Source organism: Caldicellulosiruptor sp. F32 (assembly GCF_000404025.1).
GTDB lineage: Bacteria > Bacillota > Thermoanaerobacteria > Caldicellulosiruptorales > Caldicellulosiruptoraceae > Caldicellulosiruptor > Caldicellulosiruptor saccharolyticus.
This window is the reverse complement of the sequence record NZ_APGP01000008.1, coordinates 15,284-37,288: the sequence shown is the minus strand read 5'-3', so window position 1 is coordinate 37,288 and position 22,005 is coordinate 15,284. Positions and strand designations below refer to the sequence as shown.

Below are 22,005 nucleotides of genomic sequence, written 5' to 3'. Positions count from 1 at the left end.
GTGTAAGTATGGAACAGTATCTTATTTTCAGGTTAGCAGATGAATACTATGGACTTTTGGTGAGCTTTATAGAAAACATTGAAAAAATGATGCCAATTACACGTGTACCGAATACCAAAGAGTATATAAAGGGTGTTGTGAACCTACGTGGTGAGATTGTACCTGTGATTGACCTTAGAGAAAAGATAGGAGTCAAAAAAGAAGAGTTTGGGGAAGAGACAAGGATTTTAATTGTCAACTGGAAGAATGAGTTCAAAGTGGGTTTAATTATTGATGAGGTTTTAGATGTTGTATACCTTACCAAAGAGGATTTTGATTCTGCTACAAGAGATAGAAACGAGTTTACTTTTTCAATAGCAAAGTATAATAACGTGCTTATAAACATAATAAATTTGGAAGATGTTTTGTTTGAAAAGGTTGAGGAGGTTTAATTTTTATGAATTTTTCAAGTAATGAAATAAATGAAATGTATTTAGATGTCCTAAGAGAACTTGGGAACATTGGGACAGGAAATGCAATCTCTGCCCTTGCCATGATGATTGGAAGGCACATTGATATGAAGGTGCCTGTTGTTAAAATGGTAGATTTGAAAGAAGTACCCGAAATTTTAGGTGGGGCGGAGATACCTGTTGTTGGTATACTTTTAAATGTTGAGGGTGATATAGACGGATTTATTATGCTTGTGATGTCGCAAGCATCAGCACACATTTTAGTAAATATGCTCCTTGGCACATCATTGAACGGCTATAGCGAATTTACAGATATTGAAAAATCTGCCCTCACTGAGATAGGAAACATCTTAGCTGGGGCATACCTGACAGCTTTGGCTTCATTAACAGGTTTTAAGATGATTCAGTCTGTTCCACAGCTTGCAGAAGACATGGCAGGAGCGATATTGAGCTTTCCTGCAATTCAATTTGGTGAGACAGGTGATACTGCTCTTTATATTGAAACAGAGATTTTTGAGTCAAGTAGCAGGATTGTTGCTGATTTCTTTTTAATACCAACAATAGAATCATATCAAAAAATGCTAAAAGCATTGGGAGTAGCGTAGAAGATGATAGAAACAATTAAAGTAGGAATGGCAGACTTAAATGTAACCAAGTATCCAAACATTCTTACAACACTTGGTCTTGGTTCATGTGTTGGGGTTTGTATATATGATAGTAAAAACAAGATAATCGGTATGATACATATAATGCTTCCTTACAGCTGGGGTGTAAAAAACAACAGTAACCCTGCAAAGTTTGCTGACACAGGTATTCCACTCTTGATAAAGAAGATGGAAAATCTTGGCTCTCAAAAGAAAGACATGGTTGCTAAGCTTGCGGGCGGTGCGCAAATGTTTGAAGTGACAAGAAGCGAGTTTATGAACATAGGAAAGCGCAATGTAGAAGCTGCCAAGAAGATTTTGGATGAGCTAAAAATACCAATTGTTGCTGAAGATACAGGCGGTAATTATGGTAGGACAATAATATTCTACTCTGAAGATGGTAGGTTAGAAATAAAGACAATTGGGAAGGGAACAAAAACTATCTAAAGGAGAAGACAAAGCTTTGAAATGGGAGCAAATATTACCTGAAATTTTGGCATTGATAGGAGGAAGCATTGTTTTTTTGGCATGTCTTGCGACAAAAAAGTCAGGGGAATATACATTTTTTTCCACATTTATTGTATCTGCAGTAGGATATCTTTGTGGACATTTTATAAAAGGATTAATTGAAAATGACAGCTAAATTTTTAAGGGGAATTTATACAATGGATGAGGCATTTTTGTGGGAAAAGTACTCAAAGACAAAAGATCCAAAAATAAAAGAACAGCTTACACTTAGATATATGCCACTTGTAAAACTCATTGCAGGCAGAATGGCAATGTATTTTGGTGGAAATGTTGAGTATGATGATTTAGTCAGTTACGGCTCACTTGGCCTTTTAGATGCAATTGAAAAGTACGACAGTCAAAAAGGTGTTAAATTTGAAACATATGCATATACACGCATAAGGGGTGCTATTATTGACTGTGTCAGAAGCCAGGATTGGGTGCCGAGAAGCATCAGACAAAAAGCAAAGGAAGTAGAAAAGGCGTATATTGAAATAGAAAAAGAAGGTAAAATACCAACAGATGAAGAAGTAGCAAAAAGAACAGGCCTTACTTTATCAGAGTTTCAAAAACTTAAAGAAAAAATAAGTAGCGGGATAATTCTTTCACTTGAGGGTTTTCTTGAACAAAACTATGAGATAAAAATAGGCGGGCTTGAGGACTTTGTTTCTCATCCAGAAGTATTTATTGAAAATGAGGAGCTAAAAGAGGTGCTCAGACAAGAAATAGAGAATCTTTCTGAAAACGAAAAAATGGTGATTCTTCTTTATTATTTTGAAGAACTTAGCATAAAAGAGATAGCCAAGATTTTAGGCGTTTCTGAGTCAAGAGTAAGTCAGCTTCACACACGAGCGTTGCTTAAACTGCGAGCAAAATTGGAAAAGCATCTTGGCTGAAGAAATCTTGTGTCGAAAGGAGAGCCTTTTTATGCCTGAAGAAAATCTTAAAGTTGACATCAAGGTAATGGTAACATCTGATAAATTAAAAGCAAGCGTAATTTTAATGCTCAATCAAAATGGTGTAGACTTGACATTTGAAAATGTAATGAATGCCTTGAGAGCAAATAAGATTAGTTATGGAATTGATGAAAATGCAGTAAAGAAGCTTGTTGAAGCTCCTGTATTTGGATCACCAGTTGTGGTTGCGCAAGGAAAACCGCCTGGGAAGCCTGTTGATGGCAAGCTCATATATCATTTTGATATAAAACGTGAAATAAAGCCAAAAGAGCTTCCTGATGGTAGAGTTGACTACAAAGATTTAGGAATTGTTCAAAATGTCAGAAAAGACGATGTTCTTGTTACAATGATTGACCCTGTTGATGGAGAAAACGGGATTGATGTTTTTGGAGGGGTGATCAGAGGACAGAAGGGTAAAAAAGTAAATCTTCCGCGAGGGAAAAATACATACATTGATGCTGACGGACATACACTGAGGGCTGCATGTGACGGGCAGGTTTCTATCATAGAGGGTAAGGTTGTTGTTCTAAACACATTGGAGATATCTTCTGATATTGATAATTCCACAGGAAATATAAACTTTGTTGGTAATGTCCATATAAAGGGAAGTGTTCTGTCTGGGTTTAAGGTTGTTGCTGAGGGAAATGTTGAGGTTGAGGGGATTGTTGAAGCAGCCGAGATTGAAGCAAAAGGAAATGTGATTTTGCACAAAGGTATAACTGGAATGGGAAAGGGCAGAATAATCTCTCAAAAGAGTGTAGTTGCAAAGTTTATTGAAAATGCGACCGTGATAGCTGCAGATGATATCCAAGCTGAGGCAATTGTCCACAGCGACATCAAGTGCGGAGGAAAATTAACTTTAATTGGCAAAAAAGCTTCGATTGTAGGTGGTACTTGTAAAGTTGGAAAAGAAGTTGAAGCAAAAGTTATAGGTTCATATCTGTCTACAACCACAGAGATTGAGGTCGGTGTTGACCCGATTATGATTGAAAGATATAGAGATATTAAAAAAGAAATTGCTGAGCTGAAGGAAAATATAAAAAAGTGTGAACAGGGAATTGAGGTTCTCAGAAAGATTGAAGCAACTGGTGGGCTTACGGATGAGAAAAGGGAAATGCTCCAAAAGTTTACACGCTCAAAAATTGTATCAGCTGAAAGGTTGAGGTCACTTCAACTTGAGTTTGAAGAGATAGAAAAAAGGCTTGAGGAGCGGAATGAAGGTATGGTAAAGGTCCAGGATGTGATTTATCCAGGCGTGAAGATTACAATAGGAAATGTGTCCAAGCTTATAAAAGAGCCTGTAAAGTACTGTAAGATTTACAGAGAGGATGCTGACATAAAGATAGCTCCGTATAGTTAAGGAAAAGGAGATGATTTTTATTATGAACATCCGGCCAATTGATGTTAAGATTTTGTATCCAAAATCTACAGAGGTCTCCCAGATTGTGTTTGGTGAACAGCAAAAAGAAAATATGCTAAAGCATATAAATGCCCAAAAAAATCAGTCAAAGGTGGATGAGGATTTAAAAAGAGTTAGGGGGAAGGACAACGTTTCAGAAATAAGAATACCCCAAAAACAAGAAAGAGAAAGGCAAAGGGCAAAAAAAGAGAAAAAACCAAATAAGGGTTTAGATATCAGAGTTTGACAGAGGGAGAAAAATGATGGATGCTTATGTTGTGCTTTTTATCTTTTTTGGGCTTATTGTAGTATTTATTTCCTTGAAGTCAATAAAGAAAGATATAGAAAAGGGTGAAAAGGTTCTAATTGAATCTGCAAAGACTGCTCAAAAGCTTTCTCAGCTTTTAAATGAAGCAATTGAAACAATTGAAGAGCTCGATAATTTTGGTGAGTATATAATCGAGAGAATAGAAAACAAGGTAAAATGGGCAGAAGAAGAGACTTCTCAAATAAGAAGAGACAAGAAAAATGAAAATTTTAAGGAATCACAAAAGGGTTATGAGTGTTTGTCAGGAAATGAGGAAATAGATATCAAAGGCACGCGAGATGCAAATGATATGAAGAATCTTGAGAACCTCGAGCTTATTTCTAAGAAACAATCAAAGGAGGAGATTTATCGAAGAGCTGTTGAGCTATATAGGCAGGGCTTTAGCATTGAAGAGATTGCTTCAACCCTTCAGATAGGCAAGGGTGAGACAAAACTTGCACTGAAGATTGTAGGGAGGGAAAAGGTCTGAAGTGGTATAAATTTGTTTTATTTGGAATTGGTATTGGATGGATTTTAGGAATCTGCTCAATGTATTTTTTATTTATTGCAAATTATAATTCAAATAAAGGGAATTTAGAGGACAAAGTGGACATTTATATAAACAGCATGGATAATTTGAGCGATGTGCTTTATCAAAATGGCGTAATACAAGACAAAAGCTCATTTGACAGTTTTTTAAAATTTGTAAATGCAGATAAAAAACATCTTAAGATAGGCAAAAAGGTTACTTTTAAAAAAGCCATGACATATGAAGAAATTTTTGAGACTATTTACCAAAGTAAGTAGATTTTGAGATAACTTTTGAAGAAAATATCAAAGTTGTGGGGTTTGAAAATGATAGAAATGCTTAACAATATAATGCCAGTGATTGTAAAGACCTTAGAGCGTGTACATGATAGCTCTTGGAAGATGGATTATAATGTACACGATAGCTACGAATTGATATTTGTTAAAAAAGGTAATATTGACTTTTGGGTTGAAGATGAAAAGATAGAGCTAAGAGCAGGTGACCTTCTTATAATAAAGCCACATACAAGACACAAGTTTGAGGTTGTGGGAAATTTTAGAGCAGAGTTTATAGTAATGGGTTTTTATTTAAAACCTGAGAGCAAATCTAAGATAGAGGCATTAAGAGAGATATATGGTTTTTTAGAGAGTTTAGAAAACATTTCCTCACCGTTTTATTTTATTCACATCAGAAAAAGAAGCAATGTCTTTTTTTGTTTAGAATCAATCTTGCAAGAGGCAAAGGAAAATAAAAAAGGACTGCTTCTTTATATAAAGTCCATAGAGCTTTTTGTGTATATCACACGTGAAATGAATAATTTGGAAATCAAAAAAGGTTTTGATTATTCTAAGATTGCAAAGTTTATCAAAGATTATATAGACCAAAACTACATGGAAGATATAAAAATAGGAGATATTGCCAAAAAACTTTTTATGTCAGAAAGTAGTATCTCTCGCCTTTTTAAAAGCCAGTTTGGGATTTTGCCAAAGGAGTATTTACTTTCAAAAAGGATAGAGAAGGCAAAAGAATACCTTTCTGTATCTAATTTGAAGATTAGTGAAATAGCAATCATGTGTGGTTTTTCATCGTTGCAAAGATTTAATGACATTTTTAAAAAGTACACAGGCTGTTCTCCAACCCATTATAGGAAACTCACATTTGGCAATTCAAAGGGATGATAATGACAAAATAAAGAATTTTGCGCAAGGTGAAGTTTTTTGAAGATAAATTGATCTTTTCTTAAGATTTTCAACGAAAATTGAATATCTTGTGCCTATTTTGGGTAAAATCAAACTTGATTAGAAAAGGAAGAATATACTATAGTATTTAATGTGATTAGCACTCACTCTCAATGAGTGCTAACAAAACTAAAAAAGGAGGTCGGGAAAAGATGAAAATAAGACCAATTGGCGACAGGATTTTGATTAAGTTCAAAGAAAGAGAAGAGGTAACAAAGAGCGGGATAGTTTTGCCAGATACTGTTAAGGAAAAACCACAGATTGCAGAGGTTATTGAAGTAGGACCTGGTGGAATTGTTGATGGCGAAAAGGTAGAAATGGTTGTCAAAAAAGGTGACAAGGTAATTGTTAGCAAGTACGCAGGAACAGAAATCAAGATTGACGGTGAAGAATATACAATAATCAGACAAGATGATGTCTTGGCAATCATTGAAGACTAAAAACAAAAAAAGGAGGTAGATTGATTATGGCAGCAAAAATGATATTGTTCGATGAGGAAGCAAGAAGGGCGCTTGAGCGTGGTGTAAATAAATTAGCAGACACTGTTAAAGTGACATTAGGACCAAAGGGAAGAAACGTGGTTCTTGAGAAGAAATTCGGCTCTCCTCAGATTGTAAATGATGGTGTTACAATTGCGAAGGAGATTGAGCTTGAGGACCCATTCGAAAACATGGGTGCGCAGATTGTAAGAGAGGTTGCGTCAAAGACAAATGACATTGCTGGTGATGGTACAACAACTGCAACAGTGTTGGCTCAAGCAATGATCAGAGAGGGTTTGAAAAACATTGCAGCTGGCGCAAATCCAATGATTCTCAGAAGAGGTATTCAAAAAGCTGTTGATGTGGTAGTTGATGAAATCAAGAAGATGAGCAAAAAAGTAAGAGGTAAAGAAGACATAACATATGTTGCCTCAATTTCTGCAGGCGATGAGGAAATTGGTAAACTTGTTGCAGATGCAATGGAAAAGGTAACAAACGATGGTGTTATCACAGTTGAAGAGTCCAAGACAACAGAGACAACACTTGAGATAGTTGAAGGTATGCAATTTGACAGGGGTTATATCTCTGCTTACATGGTAACAGATACAGAGAGGATGGAAGCAGTACTTGACGACCCATACATCTTGATTACAGACAAGAAGATTTCAACAATTCAGGACATCTTGCCACTTCTTGAACAAATAGTTCAGCAAGGCAAGAAGCTCTTGATAATTGCAGAAGATGTTGAAGGTGAAGCATTGGCAACACTTGTTGTAAATAAGCTCAGAGGAACACTCCAGTGTGTTGCAGTAAAAGCACCTGGCTTTGGTGACAGAAGAAAAGCAATGCTTCAGGACATTGCAATTTTAACAGGTGGTCAGGTAATTTCAGAAGAGCTTGGTCTTGATTTAAGAGAGGTTAAGATTAGCCAGCTTGGTCGTGCAAGACAGGTAAAAGTTCAGAAAGAAAACACAATCATCGTTGACGGTGCAGGTGATCCGAGCGAAATCAAAGCAAGAATCCAGTCAATTAAGAAGCAGATTGAAGAGACAACATCCGATTTTGATAGAGAAAAATTGCAAGAAAGACTTGCAAAACTTGCTGGTGGTGTTGCGGTAATCCATGTTGGTGCTGCAACTGAGACAGAGCTCAAAGAGAAGAAATTGAGAATTGAAGATGCGTTGGCTGCAACAAAGGCTGCAGTTGAAGAAGGTATTGTTCCTGGCGGTGGTACAGCATTTATCAATGCTATTCCTGCACTTGACAAGTTAATTGAAACATTGACAGGTGATGAAAAGACAGGTGCTATGATTGTCAAGAAGGCTTTAGAAGAACCACTAAGACAGATTGCAGAAAATGCAGGTTTGGATGGTTCAGTAATTGTAAACAAAGTAAAAGAGAGCCCAGCTGGTGTTGGTTTTGACGCACTCAATGAAAGATTTGTCGACATGTTTGAAGCAGGTATTGTAGACCCAACAAAGGTTACAAGGACAGCTATTCAAAATGCTGCTTCAGCTGCTGCAATGCTTCTGACAACAGAGGCTGTTGTTGCTGAAAAACCAGAAAAGGAGAAGAATCCACCAGCACCAGCACCTGATATGTACTAATAAAATGAGTTTTTGAAATAAAGGCTACCGTGAATGGTAGCCTTTATTTTTTTTTGATATAATATTTTTAAGTAATAAACCAAAAACTTTTTGAAAAAAGGTGAAAGAAGAAGATGTATAAACTCCTTGCAATTGACCTTGACATGACACTTTTAGACCGTGAAAAGAAAATCTCTCAAAAAAACCAAGTGGCGATCAAGCTTGCAAAACAAAAAGGATTACACGTGGTGCTTTGTTCAGGACGAATTCTAAAAGGTGTTATGCACTTTGCAAAGGTTTTAGGACTTTCCGATGAGGTTGTTGTAGCTTGCAATGGTGCAATAGTAAGAGACCTTAAGACAAATAAAGATGTATATTACATTGGGCTTGACAATGATAGTAGCATAGAGATTGCCAAGATATGTAAAGCCAACAATATTTATTATCACTATTACTACAAGGATATTATGATAACGCAAAGGCTTGACTATTCATCAAGGTTCTATTATGAAAAAAACAAAGAACTTCCTGATGATGAAAAAATAGAGATTATTGTTGATGATTCATTGGAGACAATAAGAAACTGCGACAATCTAATAACCAAGTTTGTAATTATTGACAAAGACATCGAAAAGGTAGATTATGTAAGAAGGCAAATAGAAGAAAATGTTTACAATATTGAAACTACAAAATCAGATGTCAACATTTTAGAGATTATGAAAAAAGGGGTTAACAAGAGAAATGCGCTTGAGTGTGTCTGCTCTTATCTTAAAATAGATAAAAAAGAGGTGATTGCAATAGGTGATAATGAAAATGACTTAGAGATGATTGGGTTTGCCGGCTTAGGAATTGCAATGGAAAACGCTATAGATAGCCTAAAAGAGATTGCCGACTACATAACAGATTCGTATGAAAATGATGGTGTTGCAAAGGCTATTGAAAAGTTTGTTTTGGGGGAAATGGTAAATGCATAGGGTTGCTATTGTAAGATGTAAGACGTATAATGTGGATAATGTCAAAGAGGCGCTTGAAAAGGGCATAAATCTGTTGGACTTTGAATTTCCAAGATTAAATAAAGTTTTATTAAAACCAAATCTGCTTATGAAAAAAAGGCCTGATGAGGCTGTTACAACTCATCCGTCTGTAGTTGAAGCAACTGTAAAAATTGCTCAAGAAAAAGTAGATAGAATTGTGATAGCAGATAGTCCCGGTGGACCGTATACAAAACGAAGATTAGAGGCAATATATCAAACATCAGGGCTAAAGGAGCTTGAAAAATATGAAAAGGTAAGTCTAAATTACGATGTTTCATTTAAGGAGGCTCAGTTAGAAAGGAGTATTTTAAAGAAGATTTCATTTATATCACCATACTTTGAATCAGACGCCTTGATTAATATTTCTAAACTAAAAACTCATAGAATGGCGGTCTATACAGGTGCTGTAAAAAATCTATTTGGTCTTGTGCCAGGTGGACAAAAGGCAGAACTACATTTTAGGCTTCAAGAAGTTGACAAGTTTATGGAGATGTTACTTGACATCTATTCTGCTACAAAGCCCATTTTAAATATCATGGATGCAATTGTTGGGATGGAAGGGGAAGGACCGTCAGCTGGGAAACCACGGAATTTGGGACTACTTTTGATTTCTCAGGATGCAATTGCACTTGATTATGTTGCATGCAGAATTATTGGGCTTGAAATAAAAGACGTTCCTCTTTTGAATGTAGCAAAGAGCAAAGGACTTCTGAACCCTAATGATATTGAGATTGTGGGAGAGCAAATTGATGATGTAAATGTGAAAAATTTTAAAGTGCCACTTCGGCCTGAAATTTCATTTGTAAGAGGAAGAGCTCCATCGTTTATAGCTAATGTGATAAATGGACTTCTCACTCCAAAGCCGATTTTTGACAGGAAAATTTGTATTGGTTGTGCAGAATGTTTTAATGCTTGTCCTGCACAAGCAATTGAAATGAAGAGCAGGAAAGCATATGTTGATTTAAAAAAGTGTATTAGGTGTTACTGCTGTCATGAGCTCTGTCCTGCAAAAGCTATTATGATAAAGCGGTCATTTTTATTTGAGAAAATACTAAAATAAGAGAAAGGAGGAAGGTCTTGCTTGCTGTCTTAAAAAATTTTAATGACAGTGGCAAGACAGAATGTTATGAGTGCAAAGGTGAATGTAGAGTATATCAATCCATTTATTCAAGCAAGCCAGCAAGTACTAAAACAGGTTGCGAACATTGATTTTAAACTTGGTAAAGTGTATATTAAAGAACCTACTTATAGGGTGGACCAGGTAGTTGTTATAATTGGAATGACAGGGAATATAAAAGGACAAGTTAACTTTTGCATGTCTTTAAGTACTGCAAAAAGTATTGCTTCACTGATGATGGGTGGGTATCCTGTAAATGAGTTTGATGAGCTTGCTAAAAGCGCAATTGGTGAGATGGCAAACATGATAATGGGAAACACATCGACGCTTTTTTCACAAAAAGGCCTTAAGGTTGAGATAACACCGCCTTCAATACTTATTGGTGAGAACATGACTTTAAGTACAACAAAGATGATAAATATATGTGTACCTCTTTTGCTTGACAATGGTGATAAGATTGATATGGACGTGGCATTAATGGAAAACTAAAAGAGGGAGGAGGCTTTTGAAAGACTAGTATGCCAATCAATATTGTACTTCATGAACCAGAAATTCCATACAATACAGGAAATATTGCGAGAACATGTGCTTGTACGGGAAGTAAGCTTCATTTGATAGAACCGCTTGGATTTTCTTTAGAGGACAAATATTTAAAAAGAGCAGGGCTTGACTATTGGCAATACTTAGATGTAAAAATATATAAGGATTTGAACGACTTTTTTGAGAAAAACCGTGATGCCAATGTTTTTTACTTTTCAACCAAAGGCAAGCAGTACTATACTCAAGCACCATATACAGATAATTGCTATTTGATGTTTGGAAAAGAGACAGCAGGTCTTCCCCAGTGGCTCATTGAACAGAATATCCACAAGACCTATAGAATACCAATGATAAGCGATGTGAGATCTTTGAATCTCTCAAATGCAGTAGCAATTGTCCTTTATGAAGCACTAAGACAGCTTGGGTTTCCTAATTTGGTGTGATGATGGAAAACAGATAAGGGGGATTTTTTAATGGGTGTTACAATTGTTACAGACTCAACTGCTGATTTGAGTCTTGAGATGTATGAAAAGTTTGGAATCAAGATGGTGCCACTTACAGTTTATTTTAAAGACGAAGCGTATAAAGACTGGGTGGACATTGATCCAGTTAGCTTTTACCAAAAACTACAAAGCAGCCTTGATCTTCCCAGAACTTCGCAGCCAAGCCCTGAGCAGTTTTTAAAGGTTTTCAAAGAAGAGCTTGAAAAAGGAAATGAGGTTGTGTCAATACATCTTTCATCGAAGCTATCTGGAACATATAATTCTGCCTGCATTGCTAAGGAGATGATAGGAAGTGAAAAAATCTACCCCATTGATGGTAGAACTGCCTCAATTGGCACAGGAATTTTAGCAATACTTGCAAAAAGATTAGCAGATGAAGGGAAAAGTGGCAAAGAGATAGCAGATATCATTGAGAAAAAGAAAAAAACTATCCGACATCTTTTTGCTGTTGAGACCTTAGAGTATCTCAAAAAAGGTGGGAGAATCTCACCTGCAAAAGCAACACTTGGAAATGTACTCAATATAAAACCTATATTACACATTGTAGATGGAGTTGTTGAGCCATTTGACAAGGTAAGAGGTATGAAAAGGGCTATACCTCGGATAATTGATGAGATAAAACAAAAAGGGCTTGATTTGACAAGGCAGCTTTGTGGGTTTTCGTATGCAGGAAATTTGGATGAGGCAAAAGAATATGTAGAGATGATAAAAAAAGAGCTATCACCGGGTGAGCTTATTGTAACACAGATTGGAAGTGTAATTGGCACATACGTTGGACCTGGTACGGTTGCTTTTATATTCTTTGAGGAATAATAAAGATAAAATCTCTATATTACTTTTAGCTACAGGATAGCCTGTAGCTTATTATATTTTATTTTTGAAAAAGGGTGTGGTAAGAAAGTGGTTGTTAAAGACAAAGTGTTCAAGCTGCTGTATAGCGTCGAGAAGCCAGGAAGGTATATTGGAAATGAAATAAACATGGTAGAAAAAGACCCCAAAAAGGTTGATATAAGATTTGCGTTTTGTTTTCCTGACATTTATGAGATTGGCATGTCACATTTAGGACTTAAAATTTTGTATCACCTTTTGAACAAAAGAGAAGACGTCTATTGCGAGCGTGCTTTTATGCCGTGGATTGATATGCAAGAAAAGATGCAAAAGGAAGGTATAAAACTGTTTACACTCGAGACTTTTACTACCTTAGATGAATTCGACATAATAGGTTTTTCGCTTTCATATGAAATGAGCTACACAAATGTTTTAAAGATGCTAAAGTTATCTGGAATTCCTCTTGAGAGCAAAAACAGACCCAAAGATATGCCAATTGTCATTGCAGGCGGGCCTTGTACGTATAATCCTGAACCACTCTGGGAGTTCATAGATGTATTTGTAATTGGTGAAGGCGAAGAGGTTATTTTAGAATTTGTTGACCTTTTTAAAGAGTATAAATTTTCTGAAATGTCAAAAGAGGAATTTTTGCTAAGGTGTGCAAACATCGAAGGATGTTATGTCCCGTCGTTTTATGAAGTAAAGTACAATCAAGATGGTACTATCAAGGCTATTTTACCAACAACAAGTCAAGTGCCTGGAAAGGTAAAAAAGAGAATTATAAAAGACATGAACAGTGTATACTTTCCAACAAAAATGATTACACCTTTGATTGAAGTTGTTCATGACAGGGCAGTTGTTGAGGTTTTCAGAGGATGTGGACGTGGATGTAGGTTTTGCCAAGCTGGTGTAATTTACAGGCCAGTCAGGTTCAGAAGTATGGGGAAGGTGATAGAGTATTCAAAAGAGCTTATTGAAAGTACAGGGTGTAACGAGCTTTCGCTTATTTCTCTGAGCACAAGTGACTATCCCAACATAGAAACCTTAGCAAAGAATATCTTACAATTTACAGAGGACAAAAAGGTAAATATTTCTCTTCCTTCTCTCAGGCTTGACTCAACATCCTTAGAGCTTTTAAAACAAATAGAAAAAGTTAGAAAACCTACATTGACATTTGCACCAGAAGCAGGCACGCAGAGACTTAGAGATGTTATAAACAAGAACATTAAAGAAGAAGACATATACTCTACAGTCAGACTTGCTTTTGAAAGAGGATTCCAAAATGTAAAACTTTATTTCATGTTAGGTCTTCCAACAGAAACAGACGAGGATATTATAGGGATATATGAGATTGCAAGAAATATAAGACAGATTTATTCGGACCTGGGATTGAAAAAGAGGATCAGAATTACAGTTTCAACGTCATTTTTTGTACCAAAACCACACACACCATTTCAGTGGGAGCCACAGGACAGCATTGATGAGATGAAAAGAAAGATGAAAATGTTAAAAGAGAAGTTGTCAAAAGTAAAAGACGTTGAGTACAACTGGCATGATTTTTATTTGAGCAAACTTGAGGCAGTACTCTCACGAGGTGATAGGAGACTGTCAGCTGTTTTGAAAAATGCCCTTGAACTTGGCTGCCAATTTGATGAGTGGGGAGAGTTTTTCGACTTTTCAAAATGGCAGTTAGCTTTTGAAAAAGAAAACGTTGATTACAAGTTCTATTCAGACAGAAGAAGGGATTTTAATGAGATTCTGCCATGGGATATGATAGATACTGGTGTGTCAAAAGAGTTTTTGATAAAAGAATGCAAGCTTGCATATGAAGCAAAACCAACACCTTCATGTTTTGAAAGATGTGTTGGATGTGGGGTAGCTACTTTTAAAGGAGGAATCTGTGTTGGTAAAAAGGTATAGATTTTACTTTTCACGGGATCTGCCTTCTTGCTTTATCTCACATCTTGACATGGTAAGACTGTTTGAAAGAGCATTTAGAAGACTGGGTATTAAACTTAAATTTACTGAAGGATTTAACCCACATCCGAAAATCACCTTTATCTTGCCAATGGCAGTCGGACTTTGCTCGCCTGAAGAGATGTTTGAGGTTGATGTTGAAGAGGAGTTAGATGAAAAGGTAATAGAAAAACTAAACTTAATTTTACCAAAAGGACTAAAAGTGTTGAAAATTGAAGAAACAATTGATAAAATACAAGTAAGCGATATGTATTATAAATGTTTTATTGAAGCTAAGGAAGATTTTTGTAAGCTTTTTGAAGATTTTATGAAAGAAAATCCAAAAATAAGACGTGAAAAAGAGGGAAAAGTGATATTCCGAAATGTCTGGGACTATCTTTTAAACTACGAATGCAATAAAAAGGAAAATAATATAGAGATTGTATTTCATATCAACGTCATAAATGGGAGTTATATCAAGCCAGAGGATATAATAAAGTCATTTTCAGAGAAATATAATCTTGAATATAAGATTGTAAAAATAGAAAGAGAAAAAGTAAATTATCAAAGGGTGATATAATGCAAAGTGAAATTATAGTAGATGTTAGTTTTGGTGAGACCCGAGTTGCAGTTTTAGAAGACAAAGAACTTGTTGAGATTTACATCGAAAGGAATGACCAGCAGAGCATAGTTGGAAATATCTACAAAGGGGTTGTTGAAAACATCCTACCCGGCATGGACGCAGCATTTGTAAACATCGGCCAGGACAAGAATGCTTTTTTGTACTTAGGAGATATAAATAGGCTTGAGTTTGGCGATACAGATGAATACTATGAGATAAAGACAAATCCGCTTGCCCTGCGGTGTGGGCAAGAAATAGTTGTTCAGGTAATAAAAGAGGCATATGACCAAAAAGGACCAAGGGTAACAACCAATATAACACTGCCAGGCAGGTATTTAGTTCTTTTACCAAACACAGAGTATATTGGAATTTCAAAAAGAATAGAGTTTGAAGAAGAGAGAACAAGGCTAAAAGAGATTGCGTGCAAAATCAAACCAGATGGAATGGGGCTTATTGTCAGAACTGCAGCAGAAGGCAAGAGCGAAGAGGTTTTGAAAAATGAGCTTGAGTTTTTGAAAAACCTTTGGCAGAAGATAAAGCAAAAGAGCAAAGAAAGTGCGCCTGTTCTTTTGTACAAGGATTATGACCTTGTCTTTAAAGCTGTAAGAGATATGTTCACAAATCAGGTAGACAGGTTTGTAATAAATGACAGGAAAAAGTATAACAAAATAATAGAGTTTTTATCTACTTATGCGCCAAGTCTTAAAAGCAAGGTTGAGTATTTTAATCTTGCAACAAACATTTTTGAATATTTTCAGATAGAGCAAAAGTTGTCAAAGGCTTTGTCAAAGCGTGTATGGTTGAAGAGCGGCGGGTATATAGTAATAGATGAGACAGAGGCTTTGACTGTGATAGATGTCAATACAGGAAAGTTTGTTGGGAAAAATGATGTTTCAGAGACAATTCTAAAAACAAATCTTGAAGCGGCAGTTGAGATTGCAAGACAGATTAGGCTCCGTGACATAGGTGGAATTATAATAATTGACTTTATTGATATGAAGAAACCTGAGCACCAAAAACTTGTATTAGATGCTTTAAAAGAAGCTTTGAAACGCGACAAGACCAAAACAGTTGTTGTTGGTATAACTCCTTTGGGTCTTGTTGAGATGACAAGAAAAAAGGTCAGGCAACGACTTAGCTGTATCATGCAGTCGTGCTGTCCTTACTGTGAAGGTAGTGGGAAAATATTGTCACCCGAGACAGTGGGTTTAAAAGTCTTAAAGGAGATTGAATGGTATTTTAAAAATAGAGTTGAGGAAAAGTTCTTTGTTGAGATAAATACCAAGGTATGCGAGGTTTTAAGGAAGGGTGAGGTAGATAGAATAAAAGAGCTTCAAGAAAAGTACAAGAAGAAAATATATCTAAAAGCTTCTTCTAATATCCACATTAACAAGTTCACAATATGTCCTGTAAAAGATGAAGACCATTACATGGCACTGTGTGGAGCTCTTTCTGAGGGTGATGAGGTTTTGGCATTTGTTGAGGAAGAAGATAAATTCAATCCCAAAAATGCAGTTGGGTATGTCAACCAGAACAGAATAGAATTTGACGATGCTTCTGACCTTATTGGTAAATATATTTATGCGAAGGTTGAAAAGGTATATGGTACTATGTCAAAAGGCAAGATTTTAGAAGTGTGTGAAGAGAATAAGGAGGATGTGAAGGAGTTTTAATTTGGTTGAAAAAAGTATAAATTTTTTGATAAAATAGAAGAGCAAAATTTTATAGCGGAGGGAAGCCGATGGTTGAAGCAGGCGATTTTCGAAGAGGATTGACAATAGAGTACGATGGTCAAATCTTTCAGGTTATTGAGTTTTTGCATGTAAAACCTGGTAAGGGTGCAGCGTTTGTAAGAACAAAATTAAAAAATATAAAAACTGGAGCTGTAATTGAAAAGACATTCAGACCTGATGAGAGAATGCCGCTTGCACACATTGAAAGAAGGGAAATGCAGTATCTTTACAATGACGGGGAACTTTATTATTTCATGGATACACAAACATATGAACAGATAGCGTTAAACCAAGAAATGGTTGGTGATGCACTAAAGTTTGTAAAGGAGAACATGACAGTTACAATTCTTTCTCACAATGGTAGCGTATTTGGAGTTGAGCCGCCAAGGTTTGTTGAGCTTGAAGTCATTGACACAGAACCAGGCTTCAAAGGCGATACTCAAACAGGTGCAACAAAACCTGCTAAGGTTGAGACAGGTGCTGTCATTCAGGTGCCATTGTTTATAAACGTTGGTGACAAGATAAAGATTGACACATCAACAGAAGAGTATTTGTCAAGAGTGTAATTTATTAAATGTTGTAATTTTGTATGTTAGTGTGTATAAACCATTTTTAATGGGTAAATATTAAGTATAGAGAGGTTATCTTGTTTTTTAGGAGGACAATCGAATGGAAAATTTATATGAAAAGGTAGCGTATTTAAGAGGCCTGGCAGACGGGCTTGGGGTTAGCGAAGAGTCTAAGGAAGGAAGGCTTATAAGAAGTATTATTGATGTGCTGGACGAGTTTGCAGACGCTATAAATGAGTTAGATACCAGATATTGTGAGCTTGAAGATGTTGTTGAGTCCCTTGATGAGGATTTAGAAAAGTTAGAAGATGAAGTGTATGAAGATTATGATGATGAAGAGTATGATGACTACTATGATGAAGAAGATGAGGATGAAGACTTGATTGAAATAACATGCCCAAATTGCAAGGTGACATTCTACTTAGAAGAAGACGAGTACTTAAATGAAGACGAGATTGAATGTCCAAATTGCAATGAGGTCATTTACCTTGATGAGTTAGAAGAAGAGTATGACGATGGAGAGTATGATGAAGATTACGAAGATAATGAAAAAGATGAAGAAAGTGAAGAAAACGACCAGAAGAAATAATTATATTTGAAATTTATAAAGGCCGGTGAGCTAATTGCCGGCTTTTTGTTTCTTCATGTTTTGTTTGTCACAGCAGTGCAATTGTTTTAGATTGACAAAAAAATATGCTTTGGTTGTGTTGAAAATGTATAATAATAAGATTGTCAAATTATTGACATTGCTAAGTAGTTTAGATATAATCAAACTTAAATAATCATTCAGTTTTGTTGAAAGGGGTAGAAAATTAACCATGAGAAAACCAAAACTGCTAATGACACCTGGTCCAACTCCACTTCCACCAGAGGTAATTGCTGCCATGTCACAGCAGATTATTCATCATCGAACAAAAGAATTTGGTGAAATCTTTTCAAGAGTGAATGAAAACCTAAAAAAGGTATTTCAGACAAAAAACAATGTACTTACCTTTGCTGCATCTGGTACTGGTGCAATGGAAGCAAGTGCTGTCAATTTCTTTTCTGAAGGCGATACCGTTTTAGTTGTATCAGTGGGGGTTTTTGGTGATAGGTTTATAAATATATGCAAAACATTTGGTTTGAATGTTATTGAGAAGAAATATAACTATGGGGATGTTGCAAATATAGATGAAGTAATTGAAATAATTGAAAGCAACAGAGATATAAAAGGTGTGTTTATAACTCACAACGAAACATCAACAGGTGTTACAAACCCCATAGAAAAGCTTGCGAGGTATCTAAAAAATACAGACAAGATTTTAATTGTTGATGCTGTAAGTTCGCTTGGTGCAATTGATTTGAAAACTGATGAGTGGGGCGTTGACGTGGTTGTAACAGGTTCTCAAAAAGCTTTGATGTCACCACCAGGTCTTGCGTTTGTCTCTGTGTCTGACAAGGCATGGGAGTTTTACAAGACATCTAAACTAAGAAAATTTTACTGGGACTTTAAAAAGTATCAAGACAATCTCCTAAAAGAAAGCCAAGACACCCCTTTCACGCCTGCTGTTACATTAATAAGAGCAGTTGATGTAGGATTGAAACTTTTATTGGACTATGGGCTTGAGAACAACTTCAAGAGACATACAAGGCTTGCAAAACTCACACAGCTTGCTGCTGATAAACTCAATTTAGAGCTTCTACCAAAGAAAGAGTACTCATCTGCTGTAATTACTGCTATTAAGGCACCTGAAGGCATTGACATTGAAAAGGTAAGAAAGATAATGAACCAAAAGTATGATATAATGGTAGCTGGTGGGCAGGCAAATCTCAAGGGTAAAATAATCAGAATAGGACATATGGGGTATGTTGATGAGTTTGATTTACTAAAGACAATTCAGTGCTTTGAGCTTTCACTTTTAGAGTGTGGATATAAGAATTTTGAGGTTGGTGAGCCAACTAGGGCTATTTTGCAGGAAATTGCTAAGGAGGTTGTGTAAGTTAATGAAGGTTTTAGTAACAGAGAGAATTGCTAAAGAGGGTATAGAGATTTTGCTTGCTGAAGGAATTGAGGTTGATGAGAAAATAGGTCTTTCACATGATGAGATTTGCAACATTATAGGTGACTATGATGCTTTAATTGTCCGAAGCGCAACAAAGGTCAATGAACAGATGATAAAGTGCGGCAAGAACTTAAAAGTAATTGCAAGAGCAGGCGTTGGTATTGACAATGTAGATGTAGAGGCTGCAACAAAACAAGGTATCATTGTTGTAAATGCTCCAGAGGGGAATATTATGGCGGCTGCTGAGCTCACAATAGGCCTTATATTTAGCATTTTTAGAAACATTCCGCAGGCATACATGGCTTGCAAACATGGCGATTTCAGAAGAAATAGGTTCAAAGGTGTTGAGCTTTACGAAAAAACAGCTGGAATAATTGGTTTTGGCAAGATTGGGGCACTTGTTTCCGAAAGACTGAAAGCTTGTGGTATGAGAGTAATAGCTTACGACCCATATGTGTCTGAAGAGAAGTTCAAGAAGTTTGGTGTTGAGAGGGTTGACTTTGAAACACTTCTGAGAGAATCTGACCTCATAACAATTCACACGCCTAAGACACCGGAGACTTATAATTTAATTTCTGAAAAAGAATTCAAAAAGATGAAAAAAGGAGTAAGAATAGTCAACTGTGCACGCGGTGGAGTTATCAACGAAAAAGACTTATACAATGCTATAAAAGAAGGAATAGTGGCTGCAGCAGCCTTAGATGTTTTAGAAAAAGAGCCAAACTTTGAGGTTGAGAAGCAAGATTATTACAATCCACTGCTGGAGCTTGACAATGTTGTGATAACACCTCACTTAGGAGCATCAACTCAAGAAGCCCAAGTAAATGTTGCTGTGTCTGTTGCAAGAGAGGTAGCTGCAGTGCTAAAGGGCGGAATTGCTAAAAACGCAGTCAATCTTCCTGCGTTTGAAAAGGAAAAACTTGATGAGATTATGCCATACTTAGAGCTTGCGGAGGCAATGGGAAAAATCTTTATCCAGGCAGAAAGAGCTTTTGCAAATAAAATTGAAATAATCTACAGTGGCCAGATTGATCCTAAAATGACAACTTGGTTGACACGAGCACTTTTAAAAGGCTATCTTGAGTTTTCTGTTCAGGACACTGTAAATTATGTAAATTCTCAAGTTTTAGCACAAGAACAAGGCATTGAGGTAATTGAGAGCAAAACACACGAAGGCGGAAAGTTCAAGAATATGATAACTGCAAGGTTTACAACAGATGAAAAGGTATTAGAACTTGCTGGTACAGTTTACAACAATGAAGGAAGAATTATAGATTTCTTTGGATACAAAGTTGACTTCAAGCCAGAAAAGTACATGCTCCTTATTCAAAATATTGACAAGCCTGGTATGATAGGTAAAATTGGTACAATTGTTGGGGAGTACGGAATTAACATTGCTACAATGCAGGTTTCGCGCAACAAAAAAGGTGAAAAAGCTGTTATGGTATGTGAGATTGATGGGGCTTTGCCAGATGAAGCGGTTGAAAAGCTCAAAAATGTAGATGGTATCCTGAGGGTTACAATGGCAAGGCTGTAAACTTTTCTATAAAAACTAAATAGAGAGGGTTTTGCTTGAAATGGCAAATATCAGAGCATTTAGGGGTTTGAGATACTCACCTGAGGTCAAGTTAGATAGCTGTATTTGTCCACCTTATGATATAATTTCAGATAGCGAACGTGAAGAGCTTTACAGAAAAAGTGAGTACAATATTATAAGAGTGGAGTTTGGGAAAGAATTTGAAGGTGACAATGCCCAAAATAATAAGTTTACCCGCGCAAAAGAGTACTTAGATGAGTGGATTCAAAGGGGTATCTTGAGATTTGAGGACAAGGAAAGTGTATATGTGCTTGAGCAAGAGTTTGAGATAGAGGGAAGAAAGTATAGAAGAACTGGTTTGATAGTTTTACTTGAACTTGTTGACTTTGAAGAAGGGATTGTAATTCCTCATGAGTTTACATTGTCAAAACCAAAGCAAGAGCGGCTGAATCTTTTGCGGCACACACATGCTAATATAAGCAGTATATTTGGACTTTACGAGGATAAACAGCTCAATATAAAAAGAATATTGGATGATATAAAGGCAAGGAAAGAGAATGTGAGTTATAATGGTATTGGTACATTTGAGAGAATATGGATTGTATCAGACAACAGCATTATTGAAAATCTAAAAAAACTTTTTGCAGACAAGAAAGTTTTCATAGCAGATGGTCATCACAGGTATGAGACTGCTTTGGAGTATAAAAAAGAGATGATGCAAAAAGAAGATTATAGCAAGGATGCGGATTATAACTACATTATGATAACATTGACAGCGTTAGAGGATGAAGGTATAGTAATCCTTCCAACCCACAGAATTGTTCTTTCAACAGATGTTGAAGAGGATATTTTTATTGAAAGGTTAAAGGAAAACTTTGATATAGAGGAAGGTAAGTATGAGCCTTTAAAGGAAAAGCTTGCAGCATATAGAAAGTATGCGTTCTTAGTGTATACTTACAATAGAAACTACTACTTAATAAAGCTAAAAGATCCTGAAAAAGCCTTGAAAAATGTTGAGGGAAGCAAAGCGTATAAAAACCTTGACGTTGTTATTTTGCAAAAACTTGTATTAAATGATGTATTAAATATCACTGATGAGGATATATTACACCAAAGAAATCTGAAGTACACAAAGTCAGATAAAGAGTTAATTGATGTAGTTGACAGTGGAGCGAAATACGGATTTATATTAAATCCAACACTTGCTGAGGAGTTAAAAGAGGTGTCATTGAGTGGCGAAAAAATGCCCCAAAAATCCACCTACTTTTATCCAAAGCTTATGACGGGAAATGTAATATTTGTACATCAGAAATAAGTTAAAAATGGTTGTGATATTTTAGGGCAAGACTGAAATTATGAAGGTTTGGATATTGATGCCCGATGTGGTGTGATATCCAAACCGTTTTTTATTAGGTTTGCAAGAGACAATA

At 36.1% G+C, this 22,005-nt stretch carries 25 protein-coding genes; all 25 read left to right on the top strand.

The features are described 5' to 3' along the window. The first annotated feature begins 8 nt into the window (after positions 1–8). Entirely contained in the window at positions 9–431 is a 423-nt protein-coding gene (locus H964_RS00725) for a chemotaxis protein CheW (protein ID WP_039763774.1), read from the top strand. 5 nt (positions 432–436) lie between these two features. Then, positions 437–1,054: a chemotaxis protein CheC gene (locus tag H964_RS00720; RefSeq protein ID WP_039763772.1), complete on the top strand. Its 618-nt coding sequence runs from the start codon at positions 437–439 to the stop codon at positions 1,052–1,054. A gap of 3 nt (positions 1,055–1,057) precedes the next feature. Continuing rightward, the gene (locus H964_RS00715; RefSeq protein ID WP_039763770.1) at positions 1,058–1,540 is read left to right on the top strand and encodes a chemotaxis protein CheD; all 483 of its coding nucleotides are present in this window, start codon (positions 1,058–1,060) and stop codon (positions 1,538–1,540) included. 16 nt (positions 1,541–1,556) lie between these two features. Then, a complete protein-coding gene (locus H964_RS00710) occupies positions 1,557–1,736 on the top strand; it encodes a hypothetical protein (RefSeq protein WP_011916822.1) in 180 nt (59 codons plus the stop codon). Between the two features lie 22 nt (positions 1,737–1,758). Continuing rightward, positions 1,759–2,496 carry a FliA/WhiG family RNA polymerase sigma factor gene (locus tag H964_RS00705; protein WP_039763767.1) on the top strand — a complete coding sequence of 246 codons (738 nt, stop codon included), beginning with the start codon at positions 1,759–1,761 and terminating at the stop codon, positions 2,494–2,496. 31 nt (positions 2,497–2,527) lie between these two features. Then, a complete protein-coding gene (locus H964_RS00700; protein ID WP_039763765.1) occupies positions 2,528–3,916 on the top strand; it encodes a DUF342 domain-containing protein in 1,389 nt (462 codons plus the stop codon). A gap of 22 nt (positions 3,917–3,938) precedes the next feature. After that, positions 3,939–4,202 (top strand): hypothetical protein, encoded by a 264-nt coding sequence (locus H964_RS00695; protein ID WP_039763763.1) that lies wholly within the window; start codon positions 3,939–3,941, stop codon positions 4,200–4,202. A gap of 16 nt (positions 4,203–4,218) precedes the next feature. After that, positions 4,219–4,752 (top strand): hypothetical protein, encoded by a 534-nt coding sequence (locus H964_RS00690; RefSeq protein WP_039763760.1) that lies wholly within the window; start codon positions 4,219–4,221, stop codon positions 4,750–4,752. Between the two features lie 59 nt (positions 4,753–4,811). Then, a complete protein-coding gene (locus H964_RS00685) occupies positions 4,812–5,069 on the top strand; it encodes a hypothetical protein (RefSeq protein WP_083931406.1) in 258 nt (85 codons plus the stop codon). Between the two features lie 48 nt (positions 5,070–5,117). Further along, positions 5,118–5,969, top strand: coding sequence for an AraC family transcriptional regulator (locus H964_RS00680; RefSeq protein WP_039763757.1), 852 nt, complete (start codon positions 5,118–5,120; stop codon positions 5,967–5,969). A 212-nt stretch (positions 5,970–6,181) separates the two neighbouring features. Next, positions 6,182–6,469: a co-chaperone GroES gene (locus tag H964_RS00675; RefSeq protein WP_011916829.1), complete on the top strand. Its 288-nt coding sequence runs from the start codon at positions 6,182–6,184 to the stop codon at positions 6,467–6,469. A gap of 26 nt (positions 6,470–6,495) precedes the next feature. After that, positions 6,496–8,115 (top strand): chaperonin GroEL, encoded by a 1,620-nt coding sequence (gene groL / locus H964_RS00670; protein ID WP_039763755.1) that lies wholly within the window; start codon positions 6,496–6,498, stop codon positions 8,113–8,115. 113 nt (positions 8,116–8,228) lie between these two features. Further along, positions 8,229–9,068 (top strand): Cof-type HAD-IIB family hydrolase, encoded by an 840-nt coding sequence (locus H964_RS00665; protein ID WP_039763753.1) that lies wholly within the window; start codon positions 8,229–8,231, stop codon positions 9,066–9,068. Next, positions 9,061–10,188 (top strand): DUF362 domain-containing protein, encoded by a 1,128-nt coding sequence (locus tag H964_RS00660; protein WP_039763751.1) that lies wholly within the window; start codon positions 9,061–9,063, stop codon positions 10,186–10,188. The genes H964_RS00665 and H964_RS00660 overlap by 8 nt, the downstream gene beginning before the upstream one ends. 42 nt (positions 10,189–10,230) lie before the next feature. Continuing rightward, positions 10,231–10,734, top strand: coding sequence for a chemotaxis protein CheX (locus H964_RS00655; RefSeq protein WP_193353807.1), 504 nt, complete (start codon positions 10,231–10,233; stop codon positions 10,732–10,734). A gap of 29 nt (positions 10,735–10,763) precedes the next feature. Then, a complete protein-coding gene (trmL, locus tag H964_RS00650; protein WP_011916834.1) occupies positions 10,764–11,228 on the top strand; it encodes a tRNA (uridine(34)/cytosine(34)/5-carboxymethylaminomethyluridine(34)-2'-O)-methyltransferase TrmL in 465 nt (154 codons plus the stop codon). 30 nt (positions 11,229–11,258) lie between these two features. Further along, positions 11,259–12,101 (top strand): DegV family protein, encoded by an 843-nt coding sequence (locus tag H964_RS00645; RefSeq protein ID WP_039763748.1) that lies wholly within the window; start codon positions 11,259–11,261, stop codon positions 12,099–12,101. Between the two features lie 87 nt (positions 12,102–12,188). Further along, positions 12,189–14,036 carry a TIGR03960 family B12-binding radical SAM protein gene (locus H964_RS00640; RefSeq protein ID WP_039763747.1) on the top strand — a complete coding sequence of 616 codons (1,848 nt, stop codon included), beginning with the start codon at positions 12,189–12,191 and terminating at the stop codon, positions 14,034–14,036. Beyond that, complete coding sequence (locus H964_RS00635) at positions 14,017–14,652, top strand: TIGR03936 family radical SAM-associated protein (protein WP_039763745.1); 636 nt, start codon at positions 14,017–14,019, stop codon at positions 14,650–14,652. Before H964_RS00640 ends, H964_RS00635 begins: the two co-directional genes overlap by 20 nt. After that, entirely contained in the window at positions 14,652–16,367 is a 1,716-nt protein-coding gene (locus H964_RS00630) for an Rne/Rng family ribonuclease (RefSeq protein ID WP_039763740.1), read from the top strand. The genes H964_RS00635 and H964_RS00630 overlap by 1 nt, the downstream gene beginning before the upstream one ends. A gap of 68 nt (positions 16,368–16,435) precedes the next feature. Next, positions 16,436–16,993 (top strand): elongation factor P, encoded by a 558-nt coding sequence (gene efp / locus H964_RS00625; RefSeq protein WP_011916839.1) that lies wholly within the window; start codon positions 16,436–16,438, stop codon positions 16,991–16,993. Positions 16,994–17,096: 103 nt separating this feature from the next. Further along, complete coding sequence (locus H964_RS00620) at positions 17,097–17,585, top strand: CD1247 N-terminal domain-containing protein (protein WP_039763738.1); 489 nt, start codon at positions 17,097–17,099, stop codon at positions 17,583–17,585. 229 nt (positions 17,586–17,814) lie between these two features. After that, complete coding sequence (locus H964_RS00615; RefSeq protein WP_039763736.1) at positions 17,815–18,975, top strand: pyridoxal-phosphate-dependent aminotransferase family protein; 1,161 nt, start codon at positions 17,815–17,817, stop codon at positions 18,973–18,975. Positions 18,976–18,979: 4 nt separating this feature from the next. Further along, positions 18,980–20,575 carry a phosphoglycerate dehydrogenase gene (gene serA, locus H964_RS00610; protein WP_039763733.1) on the top strand — a complete coding sequence of 532 codons (1,596 nt, stop codon included), beginning with the start codon at positions 18,980–18,982 and terminating at the stop codon, positions 20,573–20,575. Positions 20,576–20,615: 40 nt separating this feature from the next. Then, a complete protein-coding gene (locus tag H964_RS00605; protein ID WP_039763732.1) occupies positions 20,616–21,890 on the top strand; it encodes a DUF1015 domain-containing protein in 1,275 nt (424 codons plus the stop codon). Positions 21,891–22,005: the final 115 nt, after the last annotated feature.